The organism is Nonomuraea purpurea (genome assembly GCF_042650645.1).
GTDB classification, from domain to species: Bacteria; Actinomycetota; Actinomycetes; order Streptosporangiales; family Streptosporangiaceae; genus Nonomuraea; species Nonomuraea purpurea.
The window spans coordinates 67,139-86,222 of record NZ_JBHSBI010000042.1 but is presented as its reverse complement, the minus strand read 5'-3'; the positions used below and the strand labels follow the sequence as shown (position 1 = coordinate 86,222).

17 protein-coding genes and 1 pseudogene are annotated in these 19,084 nt (G+C 68.5%); 10 read left to right on the top strand and 8 right to left on the bottom strand.

The features are described from left to right. Window positions 1-135: 135 nt before the first annotated feature. Both ACFOY2_RS49400 and ACFOY2_RS49395 read right to left on the bottom strand, forming a co-directional pair. On the bottom strand, window positions 136-1,203 hold the full coding sequence (locus tag ACFOY2_RS49400) for a glucose-1-phosphate thymidylyltransferase (protein WP_379535121.1): 1,068 nt from the start codon (window positions 1,201-1,203) through the stop codon (window positions 136-138). A gap of 751 nt (window positions 1,204-1,954) precedes the next feature. Beyond that, window positions 1,955-2,290, bottom strand: coding sequence for a hypothetical protein (locus ACFOY2_RS49395; protein WP_379535114.1), 336 nt, complete (start codon window positions 2,288-2,290; stop codon window positions 1,955-1,957). Between ACFOY2_RS49395 and ACFOY2_RS49390 the strand changes: the two genes are divergently transcribed. Then, entirely contained in the window at window positions 2,289-2,468 is a 180-nt protein-coding gene (locus ACFOY2_RS49390; protein WP_379535113.1) for a hypothetical protein, read from the top strand. The two genes, ACFOY2_RS49395 and ACFOY2_RS49390, sit on opposite strands and share 2 nt — an antisense overlap. Here the strand turns inward: ACFOY2_RS49390 and ACFOY2_RS49385 are convergent. Continuing rightward, window positions 2,447-2,569: a hypothetical protein gene (locus tag ACFOY2_RS49385; RefSeq protein WP_379535112.1), complete on the bottom strand. Its 123-nt coding sequence runs from the start codon at window positions 2,567-2,569 to the stop codon at window positions 2,447-2,449. The two genes, ACFOY2_RS49390 and ACFOY2_RS49385, sit on opposite strands and share 22 nt — an antisense overlap. Window positions 2,570-2,583: 14 nt before the next feature. Between ACFOY2_RS49385 and ACFOY2_RS49380 the strand changes: the two genes are divergently transcribed. Both ACFOY2_RS49380 and ACFOY2_RS49375 read left to right on the top strand, forming a co-directional pair. After that, complete coding sequence (locus ACFOY2_RS49380) at window positions 2,584-3,267, top strand: FAD binding domain-containing protein (RefSeq protein WP_379535120.1); 684 nt, start codon at window positions 2,584-2,586, stop codon at window positions 3,265-3,267. Window positions 3,268-3,437: 170 nt separating this feature from the next. Then, a complete protein-coding gene (locus ACFOY2_RS49375) occupies window positions 3,438-4,538 on the top strand; it encodes an NADH:flavin oxidoreductase/NADH oxidase (RefSeq protein WP_379535111.1) in 1,101 nt (366 codons plus the stop codon). 220 nt (window positions 4,539-4,758) lie between these two features. Here the strand turns inward: ACFOY2_RS49375 and ACFOY2_RS49370 are convergent. Further along, window positions 4,759-5,169 (bottom strand): annotated as a pseudogene (locus tag ACFOY2_RS49370) (amidohydrolase family protein); the annotation flags it as partial. Window positions 5,170-5,723: 554 nt separating this feature from the next. On the opposite strand from ACFOY2_RS49370, the gene ACFOY2_RS49365 reads away from it, so the two are divergent. After that, window positions 5,724-7,535, top strand: coding sequence for an ABC transporter ATP-binding protein (locus ACFOY2_RS49365; RefSeq protein WP_379535110.1), 1,812 nt, complete (start codon window positions 5,724-5,726; stop codon window positions 7,533-7,535). Beyond that, the gene (locus ACFOY2_RS49360) at window positions 7,532-9,250 is read left to right on the top strand and encodes an ABC transporter ATP-binding protein (protein ID WP_379535109.1); all 1,719 of its coding nucleotides are present in this window, start codon (window positions 7,532-7,534) and stop codon (window positions 9,248-9,250) included. The genes ACFOY2_RS49365 and ACFOY2_RS49360 overlap by 4 nt, the downstream gene beginning before the upstream one ends. An 11-nt stretch (window positions 9,251-9,261) precedes the next feature. On the opposite strand, the gene ACFOY2_RS49355 is transcribed toward ACFOY2_RS49360, so the two are convergent. Beyond that, window positions 9,262-9,702, bottom strand: a complete 441-nt coding sequence (locus ACFOY2_RS49355; RefSeq protein WP_379535119.1) for a PepSY domain-containing protein — start codon at window positions 9,700-9,702, stop codon at window positions 9,262-9,264. Window positions 9,703-10,077: 375 nt separating this feature from the next. On the opposite strand from ACFOY2_RS49355, the gene ACFOY2_RS49350 reads away from it, so the two are divergent. The 5 genes from ACFOY2_RS49350 (at window position 10,078) to ACFOY2_RS49330 (ending at window position 15,284) form a co-directional block, all read left to right on the top strand. Then, window positions 10,078-11,622 (top strand): ABC transporter substrate-binding protein, encoded by a 1,545-nt coding sequence (locus ACFOY2_RS49350; RefSeq protein WP_379535108.1) that lies wholly within the window; start codon window positions 10,078-10,080, stop codon window positions 11,620-11,622. A 4-nt stretch (window positions 11,623-11,626) separates the two neighbouring features. Then, complete coding sequence (locus tag ACFOY2_RS49345; RefSeq protein WP_379535107.1) at window positions 11,627-12,583, top strand: ABC transporter permease; 957 nt, start codon at window positions 11,627-11,629, stop codon at window positions 12,581-12,583. A gap of 95 nt (window positions 12,584-12,678) precedes the next feature. Further along, window positions 12,679-13,461 carry an ABC transporter permease gene (locus tag ACFOY2_RS49340; protein WP_379535106.1) on the top strand — a complete coding sequence of 261 codons (783 nt, stop codon included), beginning with the start codon at window positions 12,679-12,681 and terminating at the stop codon, window positions 13,459-13,461. Further along, window positions 13,458-14,924 carry an ABC transporter ATP-binding protein gene (locus ACFOY2_RS49335; RefSeq protein WP_379535105.1) on the top strand — a complete coding sequence of 489 codons (1,467 nt, stop codon included), beginning with the start codon at window positions 13,458-13,460 and terminating at the stop codon, window positions 14,922-14,924. Before ACFOY2_RS49340 ends, ACFOY2_RS49335 begins: the two co-directional genes overlap by 4 nt. Window positions 14,925-15,008: 84 nt before the next feature. Continuing rightward, window positions 15,009-15,284 (top strand): hypothetical protein, encoded by a 276-nt coding sequence (locus tag ACFOY2_RS49330; protein WP_379535104.1) that lies wholly within the window; start codon window positions 15,009-15,011, stop codon window positions 15,282-15,284. On the opposite strand, the gene ACFOY2_RS49325 is transcribed toward ACFOY2_RS49330, so the two are convergent. The 3 genes from ACFOY2_RS49325 to ACFOY2_RS49315 form a co-directional block, all read right to left on the bottom strand. After that, window positions 15,281-17,581, bottom strand: coding sequence for a heavy metal translocating P-type ATPase (locus tag ACFOY2_RS49325; protein WP_379535103.1), 2,301 nt, complete (start codon window positions 17,579-17,581; stop codon window positions 15,281-15,283). The two genes, ACFOY2_RS49330 and ACFOY2_RS49325, sit on opposite strands and share 4 nt — an antisense overlap. 134 nt (window positions 17,582-17,715) lie before the next feature. Continuing rightward, on the bottom strand, window positions 17,716-18,273 hold the full coding sequence (locus tag ACFOY2_RS49320) for a sigma-70 family RNA polymerase sigma factor (protein WP_379535102.1): 558 nt from the start codon (window positions 18,271-18,273) through the stop codon (window positions 17,716-17,718). A gap of 220 nt (window positions 18,274-18,493) precedes the next feature. Beyond that, window positions 18,494-19,036, bottom strand: a complete 543-nt coding sequence (locus ACFOY2_RS49315) for an MFS transporter (protein ID WP_379535101.1) — start codon at window positions 19,034-19,036, stop codon at window positions 18,494-18,496. Window positions 19,037-19,084 lie beyond the last annotated feature (48 nt).

Below are 19,084 nucleotides of genomic sequence, written 5' to 3'. Positions count from 1 at the left end.
CCAAAGCCGTCTGGATCAACGAACCCGCCAAGGAGGAAACCAACTCCGATACAGAACAAGTCGCCTAAAACGTCTCAAACAGTTTGACAGTTACCGATCTGCCGCTACTTGCGACCGACTCTCAAGACCGGCTCACTAGACGTCGATCCGCACCTTGCTGTGATCCCCCAGCACGAGTCGATGCGTTCCGCGCACGCCCGGGGCGGCCGTGACCGCGACGTCTTGGCCGATCAGCGATGACTCGACACAGCGAACGCCTTCGAGCGAGGCGCGGGGCAGGATGATCGAGTGTTGGATCTCGCTACCGAAGACCCGGCACTTGTCCGCGATCGAGGTATTCGGACCGATGATGCTGTCGAGCACATGAGCGTCCTGGCCGATGACCGCCGGGCCGACGATCCGCGAGCGTTCGATCACAGCCCCATGCGAGACGACGACGGGACCTATCAGCTCGCTGTGCTCGTCCACCGTGCCGTCGAACCGCGCCTCCACCGATTCCAGCACCAACCGGTTGACCTCCAGCATGTCGGCGACGCTCCCGGTGTCCTTCCAGTACCCGGACACCAGTGACGATCTCACCTTCAGTCCCGACCTGAGCATCGACCGAATGGCATCGGTGATCTCCAGTTCGCCCCTGCGCGACGGCGTCAGTCGCGCCACCGCGTCGTGGACCGCCGCCGAGAAGAGGTAGACCCCGACCAGAGCAAGGTCGCTCTTCGGCTCCTGCGGCTTCTCCACCAGGTCGACGACCCGCCCCCGTGCGTCGAGCTCCGCGACGCCGAACTGCCGGGGATCCGAGACCCGCGTGAGCATGATGTGCGCGTCCGGGCGATCACGCCTGAAGCCGTCCACCAGGCCGGTGATCCCTCCCACGATGAAGTTGTCGCCGAGGTACATGACGAAGTCGTCATCACCCAGATACTCACGGGCGATCAGCACGCCATGCGCCAGCCCCAGAGGGGACGACTGAGGCAGGTACGTGATTCTGAGCCCGAAAGCGGAACCGTCTCCGACCGCCTCCGTGATCGAGGCGTGGGTGGCACCGACCACCACGCCGACCTCCTCGATCCCTGCGGCCGCGATCGCCTCCAGACCATAGAACAACACCGGTTTGTTCGCGACGGGCACCAACTGTTTCGCCAGCGTGTGAGTGATCGGCCGCAGCCGCGTACCGGAGCCCCCGGCGAGCACCAGAGCCTTCACAACGGGCGGACGTGCGCGGTGGTGGACATCTGACTCCCTTTCTGCACGCTCTCTGACACGCCTGCACGTTCGTTGGCACGCCTGCACGTTCGTTGGCACGAGCGACACATGTTCGTTGAAGCGAGCGACAAGCGCCACCGAACACCGCCGGCTCCAAGGGCGTCAAACGCCGCGCAGTCGCGGGAATCGGGGACATGCCTTCGGCAGGTGCTCGTGCCAGGCTGGCGGCGAATCGAGCGAGCGAGGACCCTGTGCCTGATTTTGCGATGTACGTCGAGCGAGAGTTGCTGACTCCTCAGGAATGCCAGGGACTCATCAACGTTGCCGATGCCATCGACCTTTGGGGCGAGTACGAGGTCCTGTGGGGCTCAAAAATAGGATGCGGTGTCTGACCTGCCAATTCGCGGGTGCTGTCAGCCGGCCACTGATCAGCTGGCGCTCCGGTACTCGTTGATGCGGAGTCGGCTCTCGTCCGGGGTTTCCCGGCGGCGCTCGGCGTCGGTGGGACCGAGGGGGCGCCCAGCCGCCTCCGACGTCTGCCCACACCTGCCGGGCCCGCCTCGGCGACGACCGCGCCCGCGTCGCCGCTATCGCCGAGCACGCTCCCCGCCGACTTCGAACCCCCACACTTTGGCCAGCGGAGCAGCGCCTACTGCCCCTTTCTCTCGTACTGGTGACCCCTCAAGAGCCCTGCGGGGCCTCGGTTCGAAGAGCGGGTCGAAGCCCTGTCCGCAGAGTGATCGCGTGCCGATCAGTGATGTGCCAGCAGGCGCGCCGCGGCCTCCCGCGCCAGGCCGGCGGCACCGGTGTCGCCGAGGCTGACGCGGACGCAGGCGGCTCCGTCGGCCAGCGTGAGCACAGTGGCCGCGGTCTTCCCAGGGTCGGTCTCCTCCGCTGCGGCTGCGAGCTCTGCCAGGTAGCGGAGGATTTCACGTTTGTGGTCGCGGATGGCAACGCGCACAGGGTGGTCGGGGTCGGGGTATTCGGCGGCGACGTGCACCAGGTCACTGCCGCGGTAGGCGGGGTCGGCGAACGACCGCGGCGCGGGGATCGTGCTGCAGCCGAGCGTCGCGTGGTTTCTCAGCATGTTCTGTGGCGTCGACCCCGACCGGATCAGCGTTCCCGTCACGCATCGGCAGTTCGTCGGCCAGGACGGGCACAGCCATTACACGCTCATGCGACAGCAGATGATCTCCTGGGGCGCGATCTACACGTCCCTGCGGGAGCGCCTCGATCCCGCGCGCTACCAGGACGGCAGCAGGTGACCGCGCTCGCCCCCCGGCCCGACGGGGTCGACGTCCATCTCGGTGACGCCGTCCGTTCCGTGGACCTCGCGATCATCGCGGACGGTTCCGCCTCCCGCCATCGCCGGCTCGTCGCATCGGAGGGTGCCCCCGCTACGCCGGGTACGTCGCCTATCGGGGCGTCATCGACGAGGCCGAACTCCCCGAGGAGCTGAGCGAGGTTTTCCGTGACCGGTTCAGCTTCTACGACGGGGACCGCACCCAGTTCCTGTGCTACTTCATCCCGGGCGACTTCGGCGCGACCACGCCGGGAAGGCGCCGGATGAACTGGGTGTGGTACATACGGGCAGACGCGGCCGGCTTGGATCGCATCACCACCGACCGCAACGGCACGGCCCACGGGCTGTCCCTGCCCCCAGGATTGATCGCCCCGCAGGTGCACACCGAACTCCTGGACCGGGCCGGGGCGTTGCTTCCCGAGCCCATGCGTAAGCTCGTGGAGCACACCCGGGAGCCGTTCGCACAGGCGATCCTCGACGGGCGGGTCTCCCGGATGCGCAGCGGCCGGATGCTGCTCACCGGGGACGCGGCCTTCGTGGTCCGGCCGCACACCGCGGCCAGCGCGGAGAAGGCCGCCGCCGACGCCATCACCCTCTTCACCGCCCTGCAGCAGGTTCCGTCCCTGGACGGCGCCTTGCGGGCGTGGGAGGAGGACCGACTCGCCGAGGGAATGGCCCTCTACCGGCGCGGCATCGGCCTCGGACACCGGCTCGGCCTGGGTAGTGCTGAGGCGGGTCAGCGGAGTCCGTGGACAGGGTGATCTTTTGTCGTGCTTGATCCCGGCGGCGGGTTTCCCGCACTCTATGGTTGCATACGCGTGTTATCGTCAGGAATAACTAGTCAGCGTGTGCAATTATGTATGACGCCGTGTGCGGGTGACGCGCCTCTCGCCCGGTGGCCGACCCTCAGGCGCGTACCAGGAGATTCGACATGGCTTCTCTGTTCACCCCGGTCACCCTCAGGTCGCTGACCATCCCCAACCGGATATGGATGGCGGCGATGTGCCAGTACAGCGCGGAGCCGGAGGGTGAGACGGTGGGCGTCCCGACGGACTGGCACATCGCCCACCTCGCCGCGCGCGCCACCGGGGGGACCGGTCTGATCGTCACCGAGGCCACCGCTGTCAGCCCCGAGGGCCGGATCTCCCCTTATGACCTCGGTATCTGGAACGACACTCAGGCAGCCGCGTTCCAGCGCATCACGGCGTTTCTGAAGTCGCAGGGCACCGTCCCCGCCATCCAGCTCGCCCACGCCGGACGCAAGGCGTCCACCGAGCGCACCTGGGTCGACGGCGGGCGTCAGATCGCCCCGGACGAGCCGTACGGCTGGACTCCGCTGGGCCCCAGCACGATCTCCTTCGCTCCCTCCTCGACGACGCCCGAGGAACTCACCACGGACCGCATCCGTGCGATCGTCCAGGAGTTCGCCAGCGCCGCCCGGCGCGCGCTCGAGGCCGGATTCGAGGTCGCCGAGATTCATGGAGCCCACGGTTACCTGATCCACCAGTTCCTCTCCCCGTACAGCAACCACCGCACCGACGAATACGGCGGCTCGTTCGAGGGCCGGACCCGCTTCGCCTTGGAGGTCGTCGACGCCGTACGCGCGGTGTGGCCCAAGGAGCTGCCGATCTTCTTCCGCGTCTCCGCCACCGACTGGCTCACCGAGAACCCCGAGGATGACCGCGACGGCTGGACCGCGGCCGACACCGTCCGTTTCGCCAAGGAACTCCACGCTCACGGCGTGGACCTGGTGGACGTCTCCACTGGCGGCAACGCCCCCGGCGCCAAGATCGTGACGGGCCCCGGTTACCAGGTGCCCTTCGCCGAGCAGATCCGCAACGAAGCCGGAGTGCCCACCGCGGCCGTCGGCATGATCACCGAGCCTGCCCAAGCCCAGCACGTCATCGCCTCAGGCCAGGCGGACGCCGTCCTCCTGGGCCGCGAACTCCTGCGCAACCCCTTCTGGGCCCGCCGGGCCGCAAAGGAACTCGGGGGTCAGGTCGGCACCCCCGTCCAGTACCATCGCGCTTGACCGCCCCGCGGGCGGGGCCTCGGAATCGGCACGTTGATCCGCTTACCGGGGGCCTGTACTTCAGTGGGTTCGAGGAAAGCGATGTGGACCGCCATCGGGCGGCCTTCTGTGCTGATTCGCTGTTCATGCCGACATCCCCAGGAACGCGCGCGTTGGCGGCGAGCGTGGCCGCGTCGAGGCCACCCGCCTCAGCGAAACCGACGGGGTCGCGCTGTGCCATATCGAAGGGATGGTCGCTGCCGCACACCACGGCCCGCTTTCCGACCTTCGCGATGAGCAGGTCGAGCAGCGCGCGGTCGTGGGTGACGGTGTCGAACCACAACGAGCGTATGGTCTCGCCTGGCGGGTGGGCAGAATCAAGCCGCACATCCGTGCGGACCCGCCAGCCATGGTCCCAGCGGCCGAGCAGGCCGGGCGCGCACCCGCCGCCGTGGACGAAGCAGATCCGCAGGCCCGGCAGTTGCTCGACGACACCGCCGAGCAACAGCGCCGCGACCGCGGTAGCCGTCTCGACCGGGTTGCCGACCAGGTTCGCGAGGTAGTGGTCACGCCACTCCGGGCGCGGGAGTTGCATGGGATGCACCAGCACGGACAGCCCCTCCCCCGCTGCGACGCCGAGGACGTGCCGCAGTACGCCGGCCTCGACCTCCGAGTCGGATACGGGCTGCCGGGGTAGTGCCGGGCGATCCGGTCGATGTCGGCCAGGCCCTGGTCCTCGTACAGCTCCGAGACATGCCCGATGAGCGTGACATGGGTGTACCAGTCCGAGCTGTCGAGCACGGTGAGCGAAACCCGCCCGTCCCGGCGCAGGTGCCGCAGCCGTACGCGAGCCTCATCCATGTTGACCAGCGCGCGGCCGGCCTCCCAGAGGTACCGGGTCACCCGGTCACCGGCGCCCCATCGGAACGCAGCGTGGCGATCACGCACGGGTTGGGCCGGATTGGCGGGCTTCATCATCCCTGCCAACGGCCGATGGGACTACTCCCGGCGTCGTAGTCCCGTCGGTCGTTGGTCCTGATGCGGTAACGGCAAATGACTCCGCCTGTAGGACGCCCCTGCGCGGTGGCTGGACGACGATGACGGCTGGCAGGTGATGGCCTTTCGTGCGAAGAGCGACGCCGACTTCCATGCCGAAGCGTAGGACAGGCCCCTGACCACGGCGAGATTGACGAAGAGGGAAGAGTGATGACCACCACCGGCCTCGCCGAGGCGAGGGAGCAAGCCGCACCGGGCTCCGTGGCGGGACAGAGCCTGGCAGGGCTGCTGCGCCCTTATGCCCCGAGCTTCGCCGCCGTCGTCATCCTGCAGGTGATCGGCGCTGTCGCGGGCCTGGCACCGCTGCTGGCGGTCGTCGAACTGGGGCGTGCTCTGTTGGCGCCCGGCCCCATCGATCAGGGGCATGTCTGGTTCGTCGTGACCGCGGGCGCGGTCGGCTTGTTCGTCCGGCTGCTGTTCACGGCCGCGTCGTCCGGGATCGGCCATCTTGTCGACGGCCAGGTGCAGCTGTCGTTTCGCCGGCGACTGGCCGCGCAGCTGGGGAACGTGCCGATCGGCTGGTTCTCCCGGCGCCGGAGCGGCGAGCTGGCCAAGGTGGTCGGGGACGACGTGAGCGCCGTGCACCCGTTCATCGCCCACACCCCCGGCGAGCTCATCTCCGCGTTCGTGGTGCCGCTGGTGTCGCTGATCTACCTGTTCACCGTCGACTGGCGGCTCACGCTGATCACCCTGATACCGGTGGTGCTGGCAGTGGCGTTGGTCCCCCTGTTCATGACCCCGACCCGGCTGCGCGAGCAGAGGGAGTTCGACGCGGCCATGGGACGGATCGCGAGTTCCGTCGTCGAGTTCGTCCAGGGGATCTCGGTGGTCAAGGCCTTCGGCGGGTCCGGACGCGCCCACCGCAGGTTCCTGACGGCCGTGGACGATTTCGTCGGCATCTTCTCCCGGTTGGTGCGCGGTCTGTCCGGGATCGGCGCGGGGATGCAGGTGGCGTTGTCGCCGCCGTTCGTGCTGCTGGTGGTGCTGATCGGCGGCACGGTGCTGATCACGTCCGGTGGCTTGGCCCCGGCCGACCTGCTGCCTTTCCTGCTTCTCGGGCTGGGTCTGACCGCTCCGGTGGCGGCTCTGGGCCATGGCTTCGACGACATGCAGGCCGCCGGGCGCGCGGCCGGCCGGATCCGGGACGTGCTCGCGGTGGAGGCGCTGGCGGAGCCCGCGCGCCCGGTCGTACCACGGGGTCACCGGGTGGAACTGCGGGAGGTTCGATTCGGTTACGACGCCGATCATGAGGTGCTGCGCGGGGTCGACCTGGTGCTCGAGCCGGGGACGATCACCGCGATCGTCGGGCCGTCGGGAAGCGGGAAGTCCACGCTGGTCCAGCTGTTGCCGCGGTTCTTCGACCCGACCCACGGTTCGGTCCTCCTCGGCGGTGTCGATCTGCGCGAGGTCCGCAGCCGGGAACTCTACCGAACGGTCTCCTTCGTCTTCCAGGACGTCCGCCTGCTGCGCGCTTCGGTCGCGGACAACATCGCGCTGGCGGTCCCGCAGGCCGGCTTCGACGACGTGGTCCGTGCCGCCCGGCTGGCCAACATTCACGATCGAATTCTTGAGCTGCCGCGCGGATACGACACGGTGATCGGTGAAGACACCGGACTGTCGGGTGGCGAGGCGCAGCGGATCTCGATCGCCCGCGCGCTGCTCGCCGACACGCCCGTTCTGGTGCTCGACGAGGCGACCGCCTTCGCCGACCCGCAGACCGAACAGGCCGTGCGTCAGGCTCTGGCGACGCTGGAGGGCGATCGGACGATCCTGGTCATCGCCCACCGCCTGGAGACGATCGCCGACGCCGACACCGTCGTGGTGCTGCAGGACGGGTCGATCGTCGAGCGTGGCAGTCCCGCTGAGCTGCTGGCACAGGACGGAAAGTTCGCCGCGTTCTGGCAATCCCACCGATCGGCGATCGCCGACGGCGGCGTATCGCAAGGAGACGAGCCCCGATGATTCGCATGCTGCTGCGCGTGCTGGGACACGAGTACGCCCGGCCGGTGCGTCGCACCGTGGCCCTGATGACGACGACCGCGGTGGTCGAGGGTTTGTCCTACGCGCTGCTGGTTCCGGTGCTGCGGGCGCTGTTCGGGAGCACGCCCGCGGATGCCGGGCCGTGGCTGATCGCGTTCGGGGCCGTGGTCGCGGTCTACGCGGCGTTGCGCTTTCGCAGCGATCTATCCGGTTTCCGTGTCGGGACCACGCTGTTGCGGGGCATGTATCACCGGCTCGGCGGCCATCTGGCCCGGCTGCCCATCGGCTGGTACGACGCCCGTCGCGTCGGGCAGGTGTCGGTCCTGGCCAGCGAGGGTGTCCTGCAGGCGATGAGCGTGATCGCGCATCTGCTGGCGCCGTTCGTCTCCGCCTGCGTGACCCCCTTGACGATCGTCGTCGTGATGCTCGCCGTCAATGCGCAGATGGGGCTGGCCGCGTTGGTCGCCGTCCCGGTCGTGGCGGGGATCCAGATCTGGACGGGACGCTCGATGGCCGCCACCGACACGGAGCGCGCCGAACGGGGTCAGGAGGCCACGGGGCGAGTCATCGAATATCTCCAGGCCCAGCCGGTGCTGCGGGCCGGCGGCCGTACGGCCGAACGTTTCCGGCTGCTCGACGACTCGTTGCGGGAGGTCCAGCGTGCGTCCCGCCGTACCGTGCTGTCGGCTCTGTCCGGCACCTTGGGCCTGACGCTCACGGTGCAGGCGATGTTCACGGTGCTGCTGGTCCTGGGCGCCTATCTGGCGCTCGGCGGGGGCATCGGCGCGGCGGAGGTTCTGACGATTTTGGTGCTGGCCGCCCGCTGCGCCGATCCGCTGCTGTCGCTGTCGGACATCGGTGGCAGAGTACGCGGCGCGCGTTCCGAGCTGGCCAGGCTCGACACGGTGTTGCGCACCGAGCCGCTGCCGGAAGCCCCCGAACCGATCCAGCCGGTGGGCCATGACCTGGAGTTCGCGTCCGTCGCCTTCCGGCATGGCGATCGCACGGTGATCGACGAGGTGTCGTTGTCCGTGCCGGAGGGACAGCGGCTGGCCGTCGTCGGGCCGTCGGGCGCGGGCAAGAGCACGCTGCTGCAACTGCTCGCGCGCTTCTACGACGTGGCCGCGGGCGCGGTGCGTGTGGGCGGCGTGGACGTGCGTTCCATCGACGCCGAGGTGTTGATGGCGCAGATCGCCATCGTCTTCCAGGACGTTTATCTCTTCGACGGCACGATCGAGGAGAACGTGCGCCTCGGCCGTCCCGACGCCGACGACGCCGAGGTGCGGGCGGCGGCGAGCGCCGCGCGGCTGGACGAGGTGATCGAGCGGCTGCCCGGCGGATGGGCGGCGAACGTCGGCGAGGGCGGCGCGCTGCTGTCAGGTGGTGAGCGCCAGCGGGTCTCGATCGCGCGGGCACTGCTGAAGAACGCGCCCATCGTGCTGCTGGACGAGGTGACCTCCGCGCTGGACCCGGTGAACGAGGCGGCCGTCCACGAGGGCATCGAGCGCCTGATGGCGGGCCGGACGGTGGTGATGGTCGCGCATCGGCTGCGGACCGTCCAGCGCGCCGATCGCATCGTCTTCCTGGACGGCGGCCGGATCGTCGCGGAAGGCAGCCACGACGAGCTGCTGCGCCGCGGTGGCCGCTACGCCGACTTCTGGAACATCTCCCTGGCACCGGCTCACACGCAACCGTAAAAGTTGGCCCGTCAACTATGTCGGCGGGCAAGGGAAATTCGCGAGCGTTGCCCCAGCAGAGCGTCGATCAGGAGGAACGCGGCCAGGGAGATGCCCATCAGCGGCAGGAAGACGCCGACGCCCACGACGACCGACGCCAGTTCGCTGTAGATCCGCCCGGGCTCTCCCAGGTGGAGGTGGCGGTGCAGGTTGGAGATCCAGGCCCGTACGGGCAGCGCGCCGGAGCTGCCGTAGCTCTCCAGCGTGCCACGTACCTGGGCGGTGTAGGGGTCGACGAAGACGGCCAGTTCGGTGCTCTCCGCCAGGCCCGGGACGTCGAGCAGGACTCTGGTGGTCTGGGCGGCTTCCACGCCCGGTTGTACGGCGCTGACCTTGCCTCGGGGCTCTGCCGCGCGGGCCGCGGCGATCTGCTGGTCCAGGGGCAGCCGGGACTGGCCGACGGGTGTGGTCAGCTCGGGTGTTTCTCCGTTCTGCGAAACCGCGCATATCCGCAGATACGCGGCGTCTCGCGAGGCAGTTCGAACGCGAGGCGGTTCTCAAGGGCCACGCGGAGATGGCCACGGGACGAGCCGCGGCCTGAGTCCGAGCACGGAGAGTGCCCAGTCAGAGATCGTGCCACATGCCCAGGTCAGCCCCGTAAATGGACATGCGGGCCGAGGAGGGAACATCAGATCGCCGGGAACCGACGGGGCCCGGCGGCCGACTACTGAGACGTCCGCTCCACGTACCGGAAATCGGCCGAACTGGCGGCTTCGGCATCTTTTCGAACGCACCATCTATAGTTGTGAGATGAGCAAGCAATGATGCGAATGCGACGCGGGAGGCTGTTGGCCTCATTCGTGATGGTGTCAGCGCTTCTGCTGACCGCCTGCTCCTGGGAAGCCCAGAGCCCGGCCGGCGTCGAATCAGGCGCAGGCTCGAAGCTGACCATCGCGACGACTTACACGATCGATGACCTCGACCCCGTCACGAGCGGCTACTGGGGCGTCGAATTCGGTTACGTCGAACTGCTGATGCGAGCGTCGGCGGACGGTGTTCCGACACCATGGGTGCTGTCCAAGCTCGACGCGGTGGACGACCGCACGTGGCGTCTCACGGTGAACAAGGGTGTGACCTTCGTCAACGGGAAGCCCTTCGACGCGAAAGCGCTTGCGGCGACGCTGGCGTGGAGTGCCGAGAACCAATCGGGTTTCTCCGGGGCGGCGAACTTCGCATCGGCGGAGGTCACCGGCCCACTCGAGGTGACGCTGAAGACGACCGCGCCGACGCCGACGATGCCGAACCTTCTCGCGGATGAGGCGAATGTGCTCGTCATGGACGTCGAGGCGTACAAGGAGTACAAGGCCTCCGGGAAGAAGGCCGAGGCGCTGCTGGACACCGGTCTGTACACGGGGCCGTACAAGGTGACGAGCCTCGACGTCCAGGGCGCGAAACTGACTCCCGTCGATGATTACTGGCAGGGCGAACCCGCGCTCGACGCGCTCGACGTCCGGTTCGTCAGCGAGGCGACGTCGCGGGCCCAGGCGGTTCAGGCAGGCGAGGTCGATCTGGCCCTGTACATGCCGGTGAGCACCGCGCGCACGCTGCAGGGTCGCTCGGACGCGTATTTCCTCCAGGGCGAGCCGAGCGGTCTCGTGTTCGGACTGATCTCACGAATGGCGTCCCCTCTGATGCAGGACGAGGCTGTGCGAAGGGCGATCTACACGGCAACGGATTATCGTGCGATCGCCGATGACGTGCTCCAGGGTCACGCCGGCTACGCCAAGGCGGTGTTCCCGCCCACCTATCCGTACACGCTGGAGACTCAGGTGACCGACCTGAAACAGGCAGCGAGCGGGCTGGATGCCGCTGGATGGGCCGTCGGTGATGACGGCATCCGCGAGAAGGACGGTCAGCGCCTGGCCATTCGCGTTCTCTGCACTCCAGCGTTGTCGGACGGCATCACCATCGCCGAGGCGATGCAGAGCCAGCTCGAAGAGGTCGGCATCGAGGTCAAGGTCGTCCAGGTCGACGACCACGGCGCGGCAAGGAAAGGCAAGGATTGGGAGGTCTCCCTCTCCTCGTCGCTGCTGTCGTTCGGCGGAAGCCCGGATCAGGCCATGTCGGAACTTCTGGCGTCCGACGGCACGAACAACTACGCCAAGATCGCCGACCCCAAGCTGGACTCGCTCATTGCCGAACTGGGAAAGACGGTGGACGAGAGGCGACGGACGGAGATCCTGAAGCAGATCCAGACGCTGATCTGGGACCGCGGCTACTACGCGGTCGCGGCGCAACGCTTGCTGACCGTCGTTGTCGGCCCGAAATGGAAGGGATACCGGGTGCCGGTGCCCAACCTGTGGGTCGACTACAAGACCGCGCCGACGACCTGACGCCGTGCTTGCGATCGCGCTGCGGCGCGTCGGCCAGGCGGCGATGAGCGCGCTGGGCGGAGGCGTCGTCGTCTTCGTCCTGCTCATCGCCGCCCCCGGTGATCCGGCACGACGCATTCTCAACATCAGGGGCATCGAGGAGCCCGACTCTTCGGAGATCGCGGCGGTCCGGGCCGAACTCGGGCTGGACCAGCCGATTCCCGTCCGGTTTCTCGACTGGTTCCTCGGGCTGTTCCGCGGAGACCTCGGGCTGTCCTGGCGAACGGGAAATCCGGTGGCGAGCGAGTTCGCGTCGCGACTGCCCGCGACGGTCATCCTGACGGTGGCGGCCTTGCTGATCGCCGTCGGCCTCGCGCTGGCGCTCGGCATCCTCGCCGGGTGGCGGCCTCGTGGCTGGGCCGATCACCTCTCGCGAGCTCTGAGCACCGTCGCGTTGGCGTTTCCCACATACCTCATCGGGGTCCTGTTGCTCGACCTGATCGCGGTACGGCTTGGCTGGGGACGTGTGATCGCCGACGGCACCTGGAAAACCGTGTTCCTGCCCGCGTTCACTCTCGCGCTCGCTTCCGCGGCGGTGTGGTCCAGGGTGCTGCGCTCCGCCTTGCTCGACCTCGATGCCGCGGGTTTCCTTCGCGTCTCCACCGCGCGTGGTGCGAGTGCGTTGCGAAACATGTTCGTCCACCGCCTGCCCAACGCGCTCCCACCGTTCCTCACGGTCGTCGGCCTCGGGGCTGCCACGCTCCTCGGTGGCGCACCCATCGTGGAGACCGTGTTCAGCTGGCCCGGTGTCGGCAAGCACACCATCGAGGCGATCACCGCGCGGGACATGCCGGTGGTGACGGCGTTCACGATGATGGCCGTCCTGGCCTACGTCGGAATGAGCCTGGTCGTGGACCTGCTGATCATGGCTGTCGACCCGAGGCAGCGACAAAGCCGCACGCGCAAGGCGGTGCGTACATGACCGTCTTCTCAGCGATTCTCCGTCCCGGACGGGAGCCGGCGGAAATCGACACATCGGGGGCCTTCTCACGATTGCTACGGCGCTGGGATGCCCGAATGGCCATCCTGATCCTCGCTCTCGTCGGAGGCGCGGCGCTCCTCGGGCCCCTGTTAACAGGGGATCCCGATGTCCCGAACTACACGAACTCCCTCGTACCGCCCGACTCCGCCCATCTCCTTGGCACGGACGAAGCCGGTCGCGACCTGCTCGCCCGGACGTTGTGGGGCGCCCGGATCTCGCTGGGCTCCGCGCTGCTCGTGACCGCCATCACCGCTGTCACGGGCCTCCTCATGGGAGTGCTCAGCGGCTGTGCCGGCGGGGTGCTGGACACCATCGTGTCACGCCTGATCGACGTCCTGCTCGGCCTTCCCGGGCTGATCGTCACCCTCGCCATCGTCGGACTGCTCGGCCCGGGCTTCCTCAATCTGACCATCGCGATGTCCGCCACCGGATGGGCGGTTCTGGCACGACTGGCACGGGCGACAAGCCGGCAGACGATGCATCTGGGTCACGTCAAGGCCGCACGGATGGCGGGAGCCTCTCTGGGACGCGTCGCGCTCGAACACGTACTCCCGGCGGCCGCGAGCGGTGTCGCGGTCGTCGCCACCCTCGGCATCGGCGAAGTGGTCATCGCCTTGGCGGGCCTGTCGTTCCTCGGACTCGGTGCGCAGCCGCCCACGGCGGAGTGGGGCACGATGCTCGCGGACGCCAGGCAGACCCTCGCCTACGCCCCCTGGCAGATCCTCGGCCCCGGAACGGGATTGGTCGCGACCGTGCTGGCCGCGACCATGCTGAGCGAAGCGCTCCGAGATGTGACGAGCCCGGGAGCCGGGCATTGAGTGATTCCGCCCTTCGCATCGAGAGCCTGAGCGTGACGTACCCGAACGGGTTCGAAGCGCTCAGCGACGTCTCCTTCTCCGTGCCCGTCGATGCCGCGGTCGGCATCGTCGGAGCCTCAGGATGTGGCAAGTCAACCCTCATCAGGGCGATCCTCGGGCTGCTTCCGGAAGGATGTCACGTCAGCGGGGAGATCACCGTTGGAGGCCACGATGTGCTCCATGCTGATCACGCGATCATGCGCGCGTGGCGGGGTCGCCTCATCGGATATGTCGGACAGGATCCGTTCGGAGCCTGCGATCCGCTGCGCAGCGTGCGCCATCATATCGAGGAGGCCTGGTACGTTCACCGGCTTCGCCCACCGGCGGACGCGGTCTCGGAAGGACTCACCTCGCTGGGCGTCGCCGATCCGGCGAGGCGTGCGAGCCAGCGCCCGCATCAGTGGTCAGGTGGGATGTTACAGCGTGCGACGACGGTCGCCGCGACGGCCCATCGCCCGCTCATCACCCTCGCGGACGAGCCGACCAGCGCGCTCGACACCGACCTTGGCGACGGCTCGCTCATCCTGCTCAGAAAGAGTTGCCGCTCCCTCCTGCTCGTCAGCCACGATCTGGCCTCCGTCGCGCGGCACACCGATCAACTCGTCGTGTTCGACCGCGGACGAGTCGTCGAAGCCGGACAAGCGCAAGCGCTGCTCTCCTCACCGCGCAGCACGGTGACGAGATCGCTGCTCGAATCCTCCAACCCTCAACCGCTTCGTCGTTCGCCGGTCAGCGCCCCCGCGGCCGTCGAGCTTCGCTCGGTCTCGAAGGAGTACGCGGTCGCGGGGCATCGCACGCCGGTCATCGTCGACGCAGATCTCACCATCCACCGCGGCGAGATCGTCGGCGTCGTCGGCCCTTCAGGATCGGGCAAGTCGACCCTGCTCAGGCTGCTGTCCGGGCAGGAACGACCCGACGGCGGAGACGTCCTCACAGAGGGAGAGCCGCTGTGGCGCGGACCGCGGCAACGATCGCCGCGAGTCCCCCGGCGTGGCTGGATCATGCCGGTGTTCCAAGATCCGGTCACCAGTCTGGACCCTCGCTGGCCGTTATGGCGAACGATCACCGAACCGCTCGTACTTCGAGGCGGGCGTCTCAGCCGTTCGCAGCGGCGACAGCATGCCGCTGCCGCGCTGGAGAAGGTCGGACTCGGACACATCAACGTCACCCGGACACCGGGATCGCTCTCCGTCGGAGAATGCCAGCGAGTGGCGATCGTACGCGCTGTGATCGCCAACCCCGGGCTCATCGTCGCGGACGAACCGACGGCAAGCCTCGATGTTGAGGCCGCGGCCAACATCGCGTCCTTTCTCCGGGCGCTTGCGGATGAAGGTGCCGCGGTACTCGTGGTGAGTCACGATGAGCAGCGGCTTCGTTCCTATGCCGACCGAGTGCTTCGAATGCGCGAGGGGAAGGTGACCTGAGTAGTCGTACCGGTTCCCGGGAACTTTCACAGCGGCTTTCGCGACCACTTCAAGGCAGTTTCCGAGCGAAAGGCGCTCGACGCGGTGGGGCCGTACGAGGTGCTGTGCCGGGTGCCGGACGCATCGGTGGTCACCGTGGCCAAGCAGGCGGGACAGGTACGCACCGACACCGGGGTGTCCGCCGGCATCGACATGGCCCTGCACCTGGCCGCCAAGCTCGCCGACGAGCGGACGGCACAGGCGCTTCAACTGGCGGTCGAGTACGACCCGCAACCGCCCTTCGACACCGGCAGCCCCGACAAGGCCGGACCCGACCTGCAAAAACTCGCCCTCAAACTGCTCGAGGACGCCGCTCGCTAGCCGTGTGCCCGGCTGACTGCCCTGGTGGGATCGTCCACATCGTCCAGATGTTCGGTGAGGAAGTCGCCGGTCGCGGGCGGCGGGGCGTAGCGGCGCAGGCGCAGGCTGTTGGTGACCACGAACACCGATGACAGAGCCATGGCGGCTCCGGCGATGAGGGGGTTCAGCATCCCGGCGGCGGCCAGCGGCAATGCGGCGACGTTGTAGCCGAAGGCCCAGACGAGGTTGCCGCGGATGGTGGCCAGGGTGGCGCGGGCCAGGGTCAGGGCGGTGGGGACGACGTTGAGGTCGTCGCGGATCAGGATGAGGTCGGCGGCGGCCAGGGCGACGTCGGTTCCGTCGACCACGGCCAGGCCGAGATCGGCGCGGGCCAGCGCGGGGGCGTCGTTGATGCCGTCGCCGACCATGGCCACCCGGTGCCCCTCACTCTGGAGGCGGGCGATGGTGGCCTCCTTGTCGGCGGGCAGCACCTCGGCGATGACCTCGACGATGCCGACCTGGTCGGCGACGGCCCGCGCGGTGGTGGCGTTGTCGCCGGTGAGCAGCAGGGTGCGCAGTCCCATCTCGTGCAGCCAGCCGACCGCCTCAGCTGCCGAGGGCTTGATGACGTCGGCGAGAGCGAGCGCCCCCACGGCAGTGCCGTCTGCCACGACCAGGACGACGGTACGGCCCTCCCCTTCCCAGTCTGACCGTGCCTGATTCAGCGCCGGAGGGACGGCGATGTCCTCCTGAGCCAGCAGCCGGGCTGAGCCGATGAGGATCCGCCGGTCCTCGACGGTCCCCCGCGCTCCCAGCCCGGCCAGGGCGGCGAACTCGCTCACCGCAGGCAGGTCGCCGAGCTCGCCACGTGCATGGGCGGCGATGGCCGCCGCGATGACGTGCTCGGAGGCGTCCTCCACGGCTCCGGCGTAGCGCAGCACATCATCCTGTGTGACGCCGTCGGCCGTGACCAGGTCCACCACGCTCATCCGGCCTTGGGTGAGGGTGCCGGTCTTGTCCAGGACGACGGTGTCGATGACGCGGGCGGACTCCATGGCCTGGTGGCTCTTGATGAACACGCCCAGTTTGGCGCCGGTACCGGAGGCGACCTGCAGCGCGGTCGGGATGGCCAGACCGAGCGCGCACGGGCAGGCGATGATCAAGACGGCCAGCGCGGCAGTGACCGCCTGGTGCACCTCACCCCCCGCGAGCAGCCACCCGGCCAGAGTCAGCGCCGACAGCACGAACACGGCAGGCACGAACCAGCCGCAGATCCGATCCGCGAGCCGCTGGATGGCGGCCTTGTCCGCCTGCGCGTGCTCGACGAGCCGGATCAGCGCGGCGAGCTGGGTATCGGCACCCACCCGGGTGGCCCGCACCACGAGCCGCCCGCTGAGGTTGACGGTCGCTCCGGTCACCACGTCACCCTCGGCCACCTCGGCGGGCACGGGCTCACCGGTCATGGCACTGGTGTCAACGGCGCCGTGCCCCGACTCGATCTGACCGTCGGCGGCGATGCTCTCCCCCGGGCGGACCACGAACAGGTCGCCCGCCCGAAGATCTGCCACGTCGATGCGGTACTCGTTACCATCGGCGCGCAGCACGCTGACGTCCTTGGCCCCGAGCTCGGCCAGGCGGCGCAGCACCGCACCCGAGGACCGCCGCGCCCTGGCCTCCAGAAACCGGCCGGTCAACGCGAACATCGTCACCCCGCCGGCGACGTCGAGGTAGAACGCACTGTTGGGCGAGCTCAGCACTGCCCACAGGCCCGACCCGGCCGGTTCGGCGTCGATCGGGAACAGCATGACGTACACCGACCAGCAGGTGGAGGTGATGATTCCGGTCGAGATCAGGGTGTCCATGGAGGTGGTGCCGTGCCTGGCGGCTCTGAAGGCGTTGCGGTGGAACGGCCACGCGCACCAGGTCACCATGGGCAGGGTCAAGCCGATCAGCACCCACTGCCATCCGGCGAAGCGCCATTCCGGCACGAACGCCATCCCCATGGACAGATCCATGAGGATCACGGCCAGCCCGATCGCGACGATCATGCGCCGCCCCAGCATCCGCACCCGCCGGTCGTCGGCGTCGTCCGGTTCCGCCGAGGTGTGCGGTGTGTGCGGTTCGGCGCTGTAGCCGGTGCGCTCGACCACCCGGATCAATTCCTCGACGGTGACGTCGCTCGCCTGAATGGTCGCCTTCTCGGTGGCGTAGTTGACGCTGGCGTTCACCCCTCCCATCCGGTTGAGCTTGCGTTCCACTCGTGCGGCGCAGGACGCGCAGGTCATCCCGCCGATGACGAGCTGGATCGTAGATGTCATCAGATTCCTCAGTGTTGTGATCAAAGGTTCGGAGCCGGTCAGCGAAGGACCTGGCGCGCGACGGACGCGAACGGCTCATGACCGGCCGGACGCGGTGGGGCCGGACCCACGTGTTCCGGCCCCACCGCGAGTGCTCAGGCGGCGAGCCAGGAAGCTGACAGCTGGTTCCGGGCTCGGGCCACCCTGGATCGCACGGTGCCGACCGGGCAGCCGAGCACCTCGGCGGCCTCGGTGTACTGCAAGCCCACGACCTGGGTCAGCACGAAGGCCCGCCGCCGTTCGGGCGGCACCTCGGCCAGCAGTTCGGCCAGGTCCACGCCGTCCTGGGAGCCGGGCAGGTCACGTGGCTGGCAGCGCTCCACGGCCGCCTGCCAGTCCGCCAAGTCCGCCAGCACCGGCCGTGCCCGGGCAGCTCTGAACCGGTCGACCACCACCCGTCGCGCGATCGACAGCAGCCAGGCCCTGGCCGACGACCTCCCGGCGAACCCGGGCAGGCTGCGCAGAACTCGCACGAACGTCTCCTGGGTGAGGTCGTCGGCCGACTGCACGTCGGTCAGGTAGGCGAGGAAGCGGCGCACGTCGGTGTACACCGCCCTGGTGAAGGCTTCCACCTCGGCAGGGCCGCCGTCGCGGGCGGCCAGGGCGAGCAAGGTCAGACGCCGGTCGTCGGCGACGCGTTCATGGGAATTCACATCGATCGCTCCTTGCGTCTGGTGACAGGAGGAAATGGGGAATGCGGCTGGAACGATCGGCCTGAGTCGGTCCACCGCGACGCCCGAGCAGCTCACATCGGTCAGATGCAAGGAAGCGGGCACGGCGACATCAGGTTCGGGCATGAAGGACTCCGTTTGGGCGTACGACAGCCGGACGGTGCGAGTCCGTCCAATGGAGCGAAGGAACAGGTGGGAAAGGTCAGCCGGCCGGCGGAGCGCGCCCGCTCAGCGAGTGCTCCAGCAAGGCGGACAGAAGGGGCGTCGTCTCGAAACCGCGTACCGCCACAGCCCAGTACGCCGTACGGTGCGGCACGCACATCCACAGGCGCAGGCGCACCCCGAGGTGGCGCAGCAGCGCCCAGAGAAGGCTCTCACCCCGCGACAGCCACAATGCCGTCATCACGGTCGCCAAGCCGTGGGTGACGAGCATCCCCACGTTGGGGACGAGCCCGGAGTGCAGGTGATCGCCGGTCACAGCCGGCGCGGCGAGAAGTGACGGGGCGGCGGAGAACAGCAGGTGCAACACCACCTGCACGCCGAGGAGGAGGGTGAGAATCGCTTCAGTTCCCCGCTCACGGCCGGTCGCCGGCACCGCCGCCACGAAGGAGACCGCCAGAGCCGTCGCCGCCGTGGGCGCCGACACGTTCCCGCCGCCGAGCAGGTGCGCCAACGCGCCCAGCCCAAAGCACACCACGGCGAAGGCCGTGGCGCGAATCAGACGGAACGTCAGTCCGGCGGGCATGCTTCGGCTGTCACCCCATGGTGCGGGCCTGGCACTGCGATGAGTCGA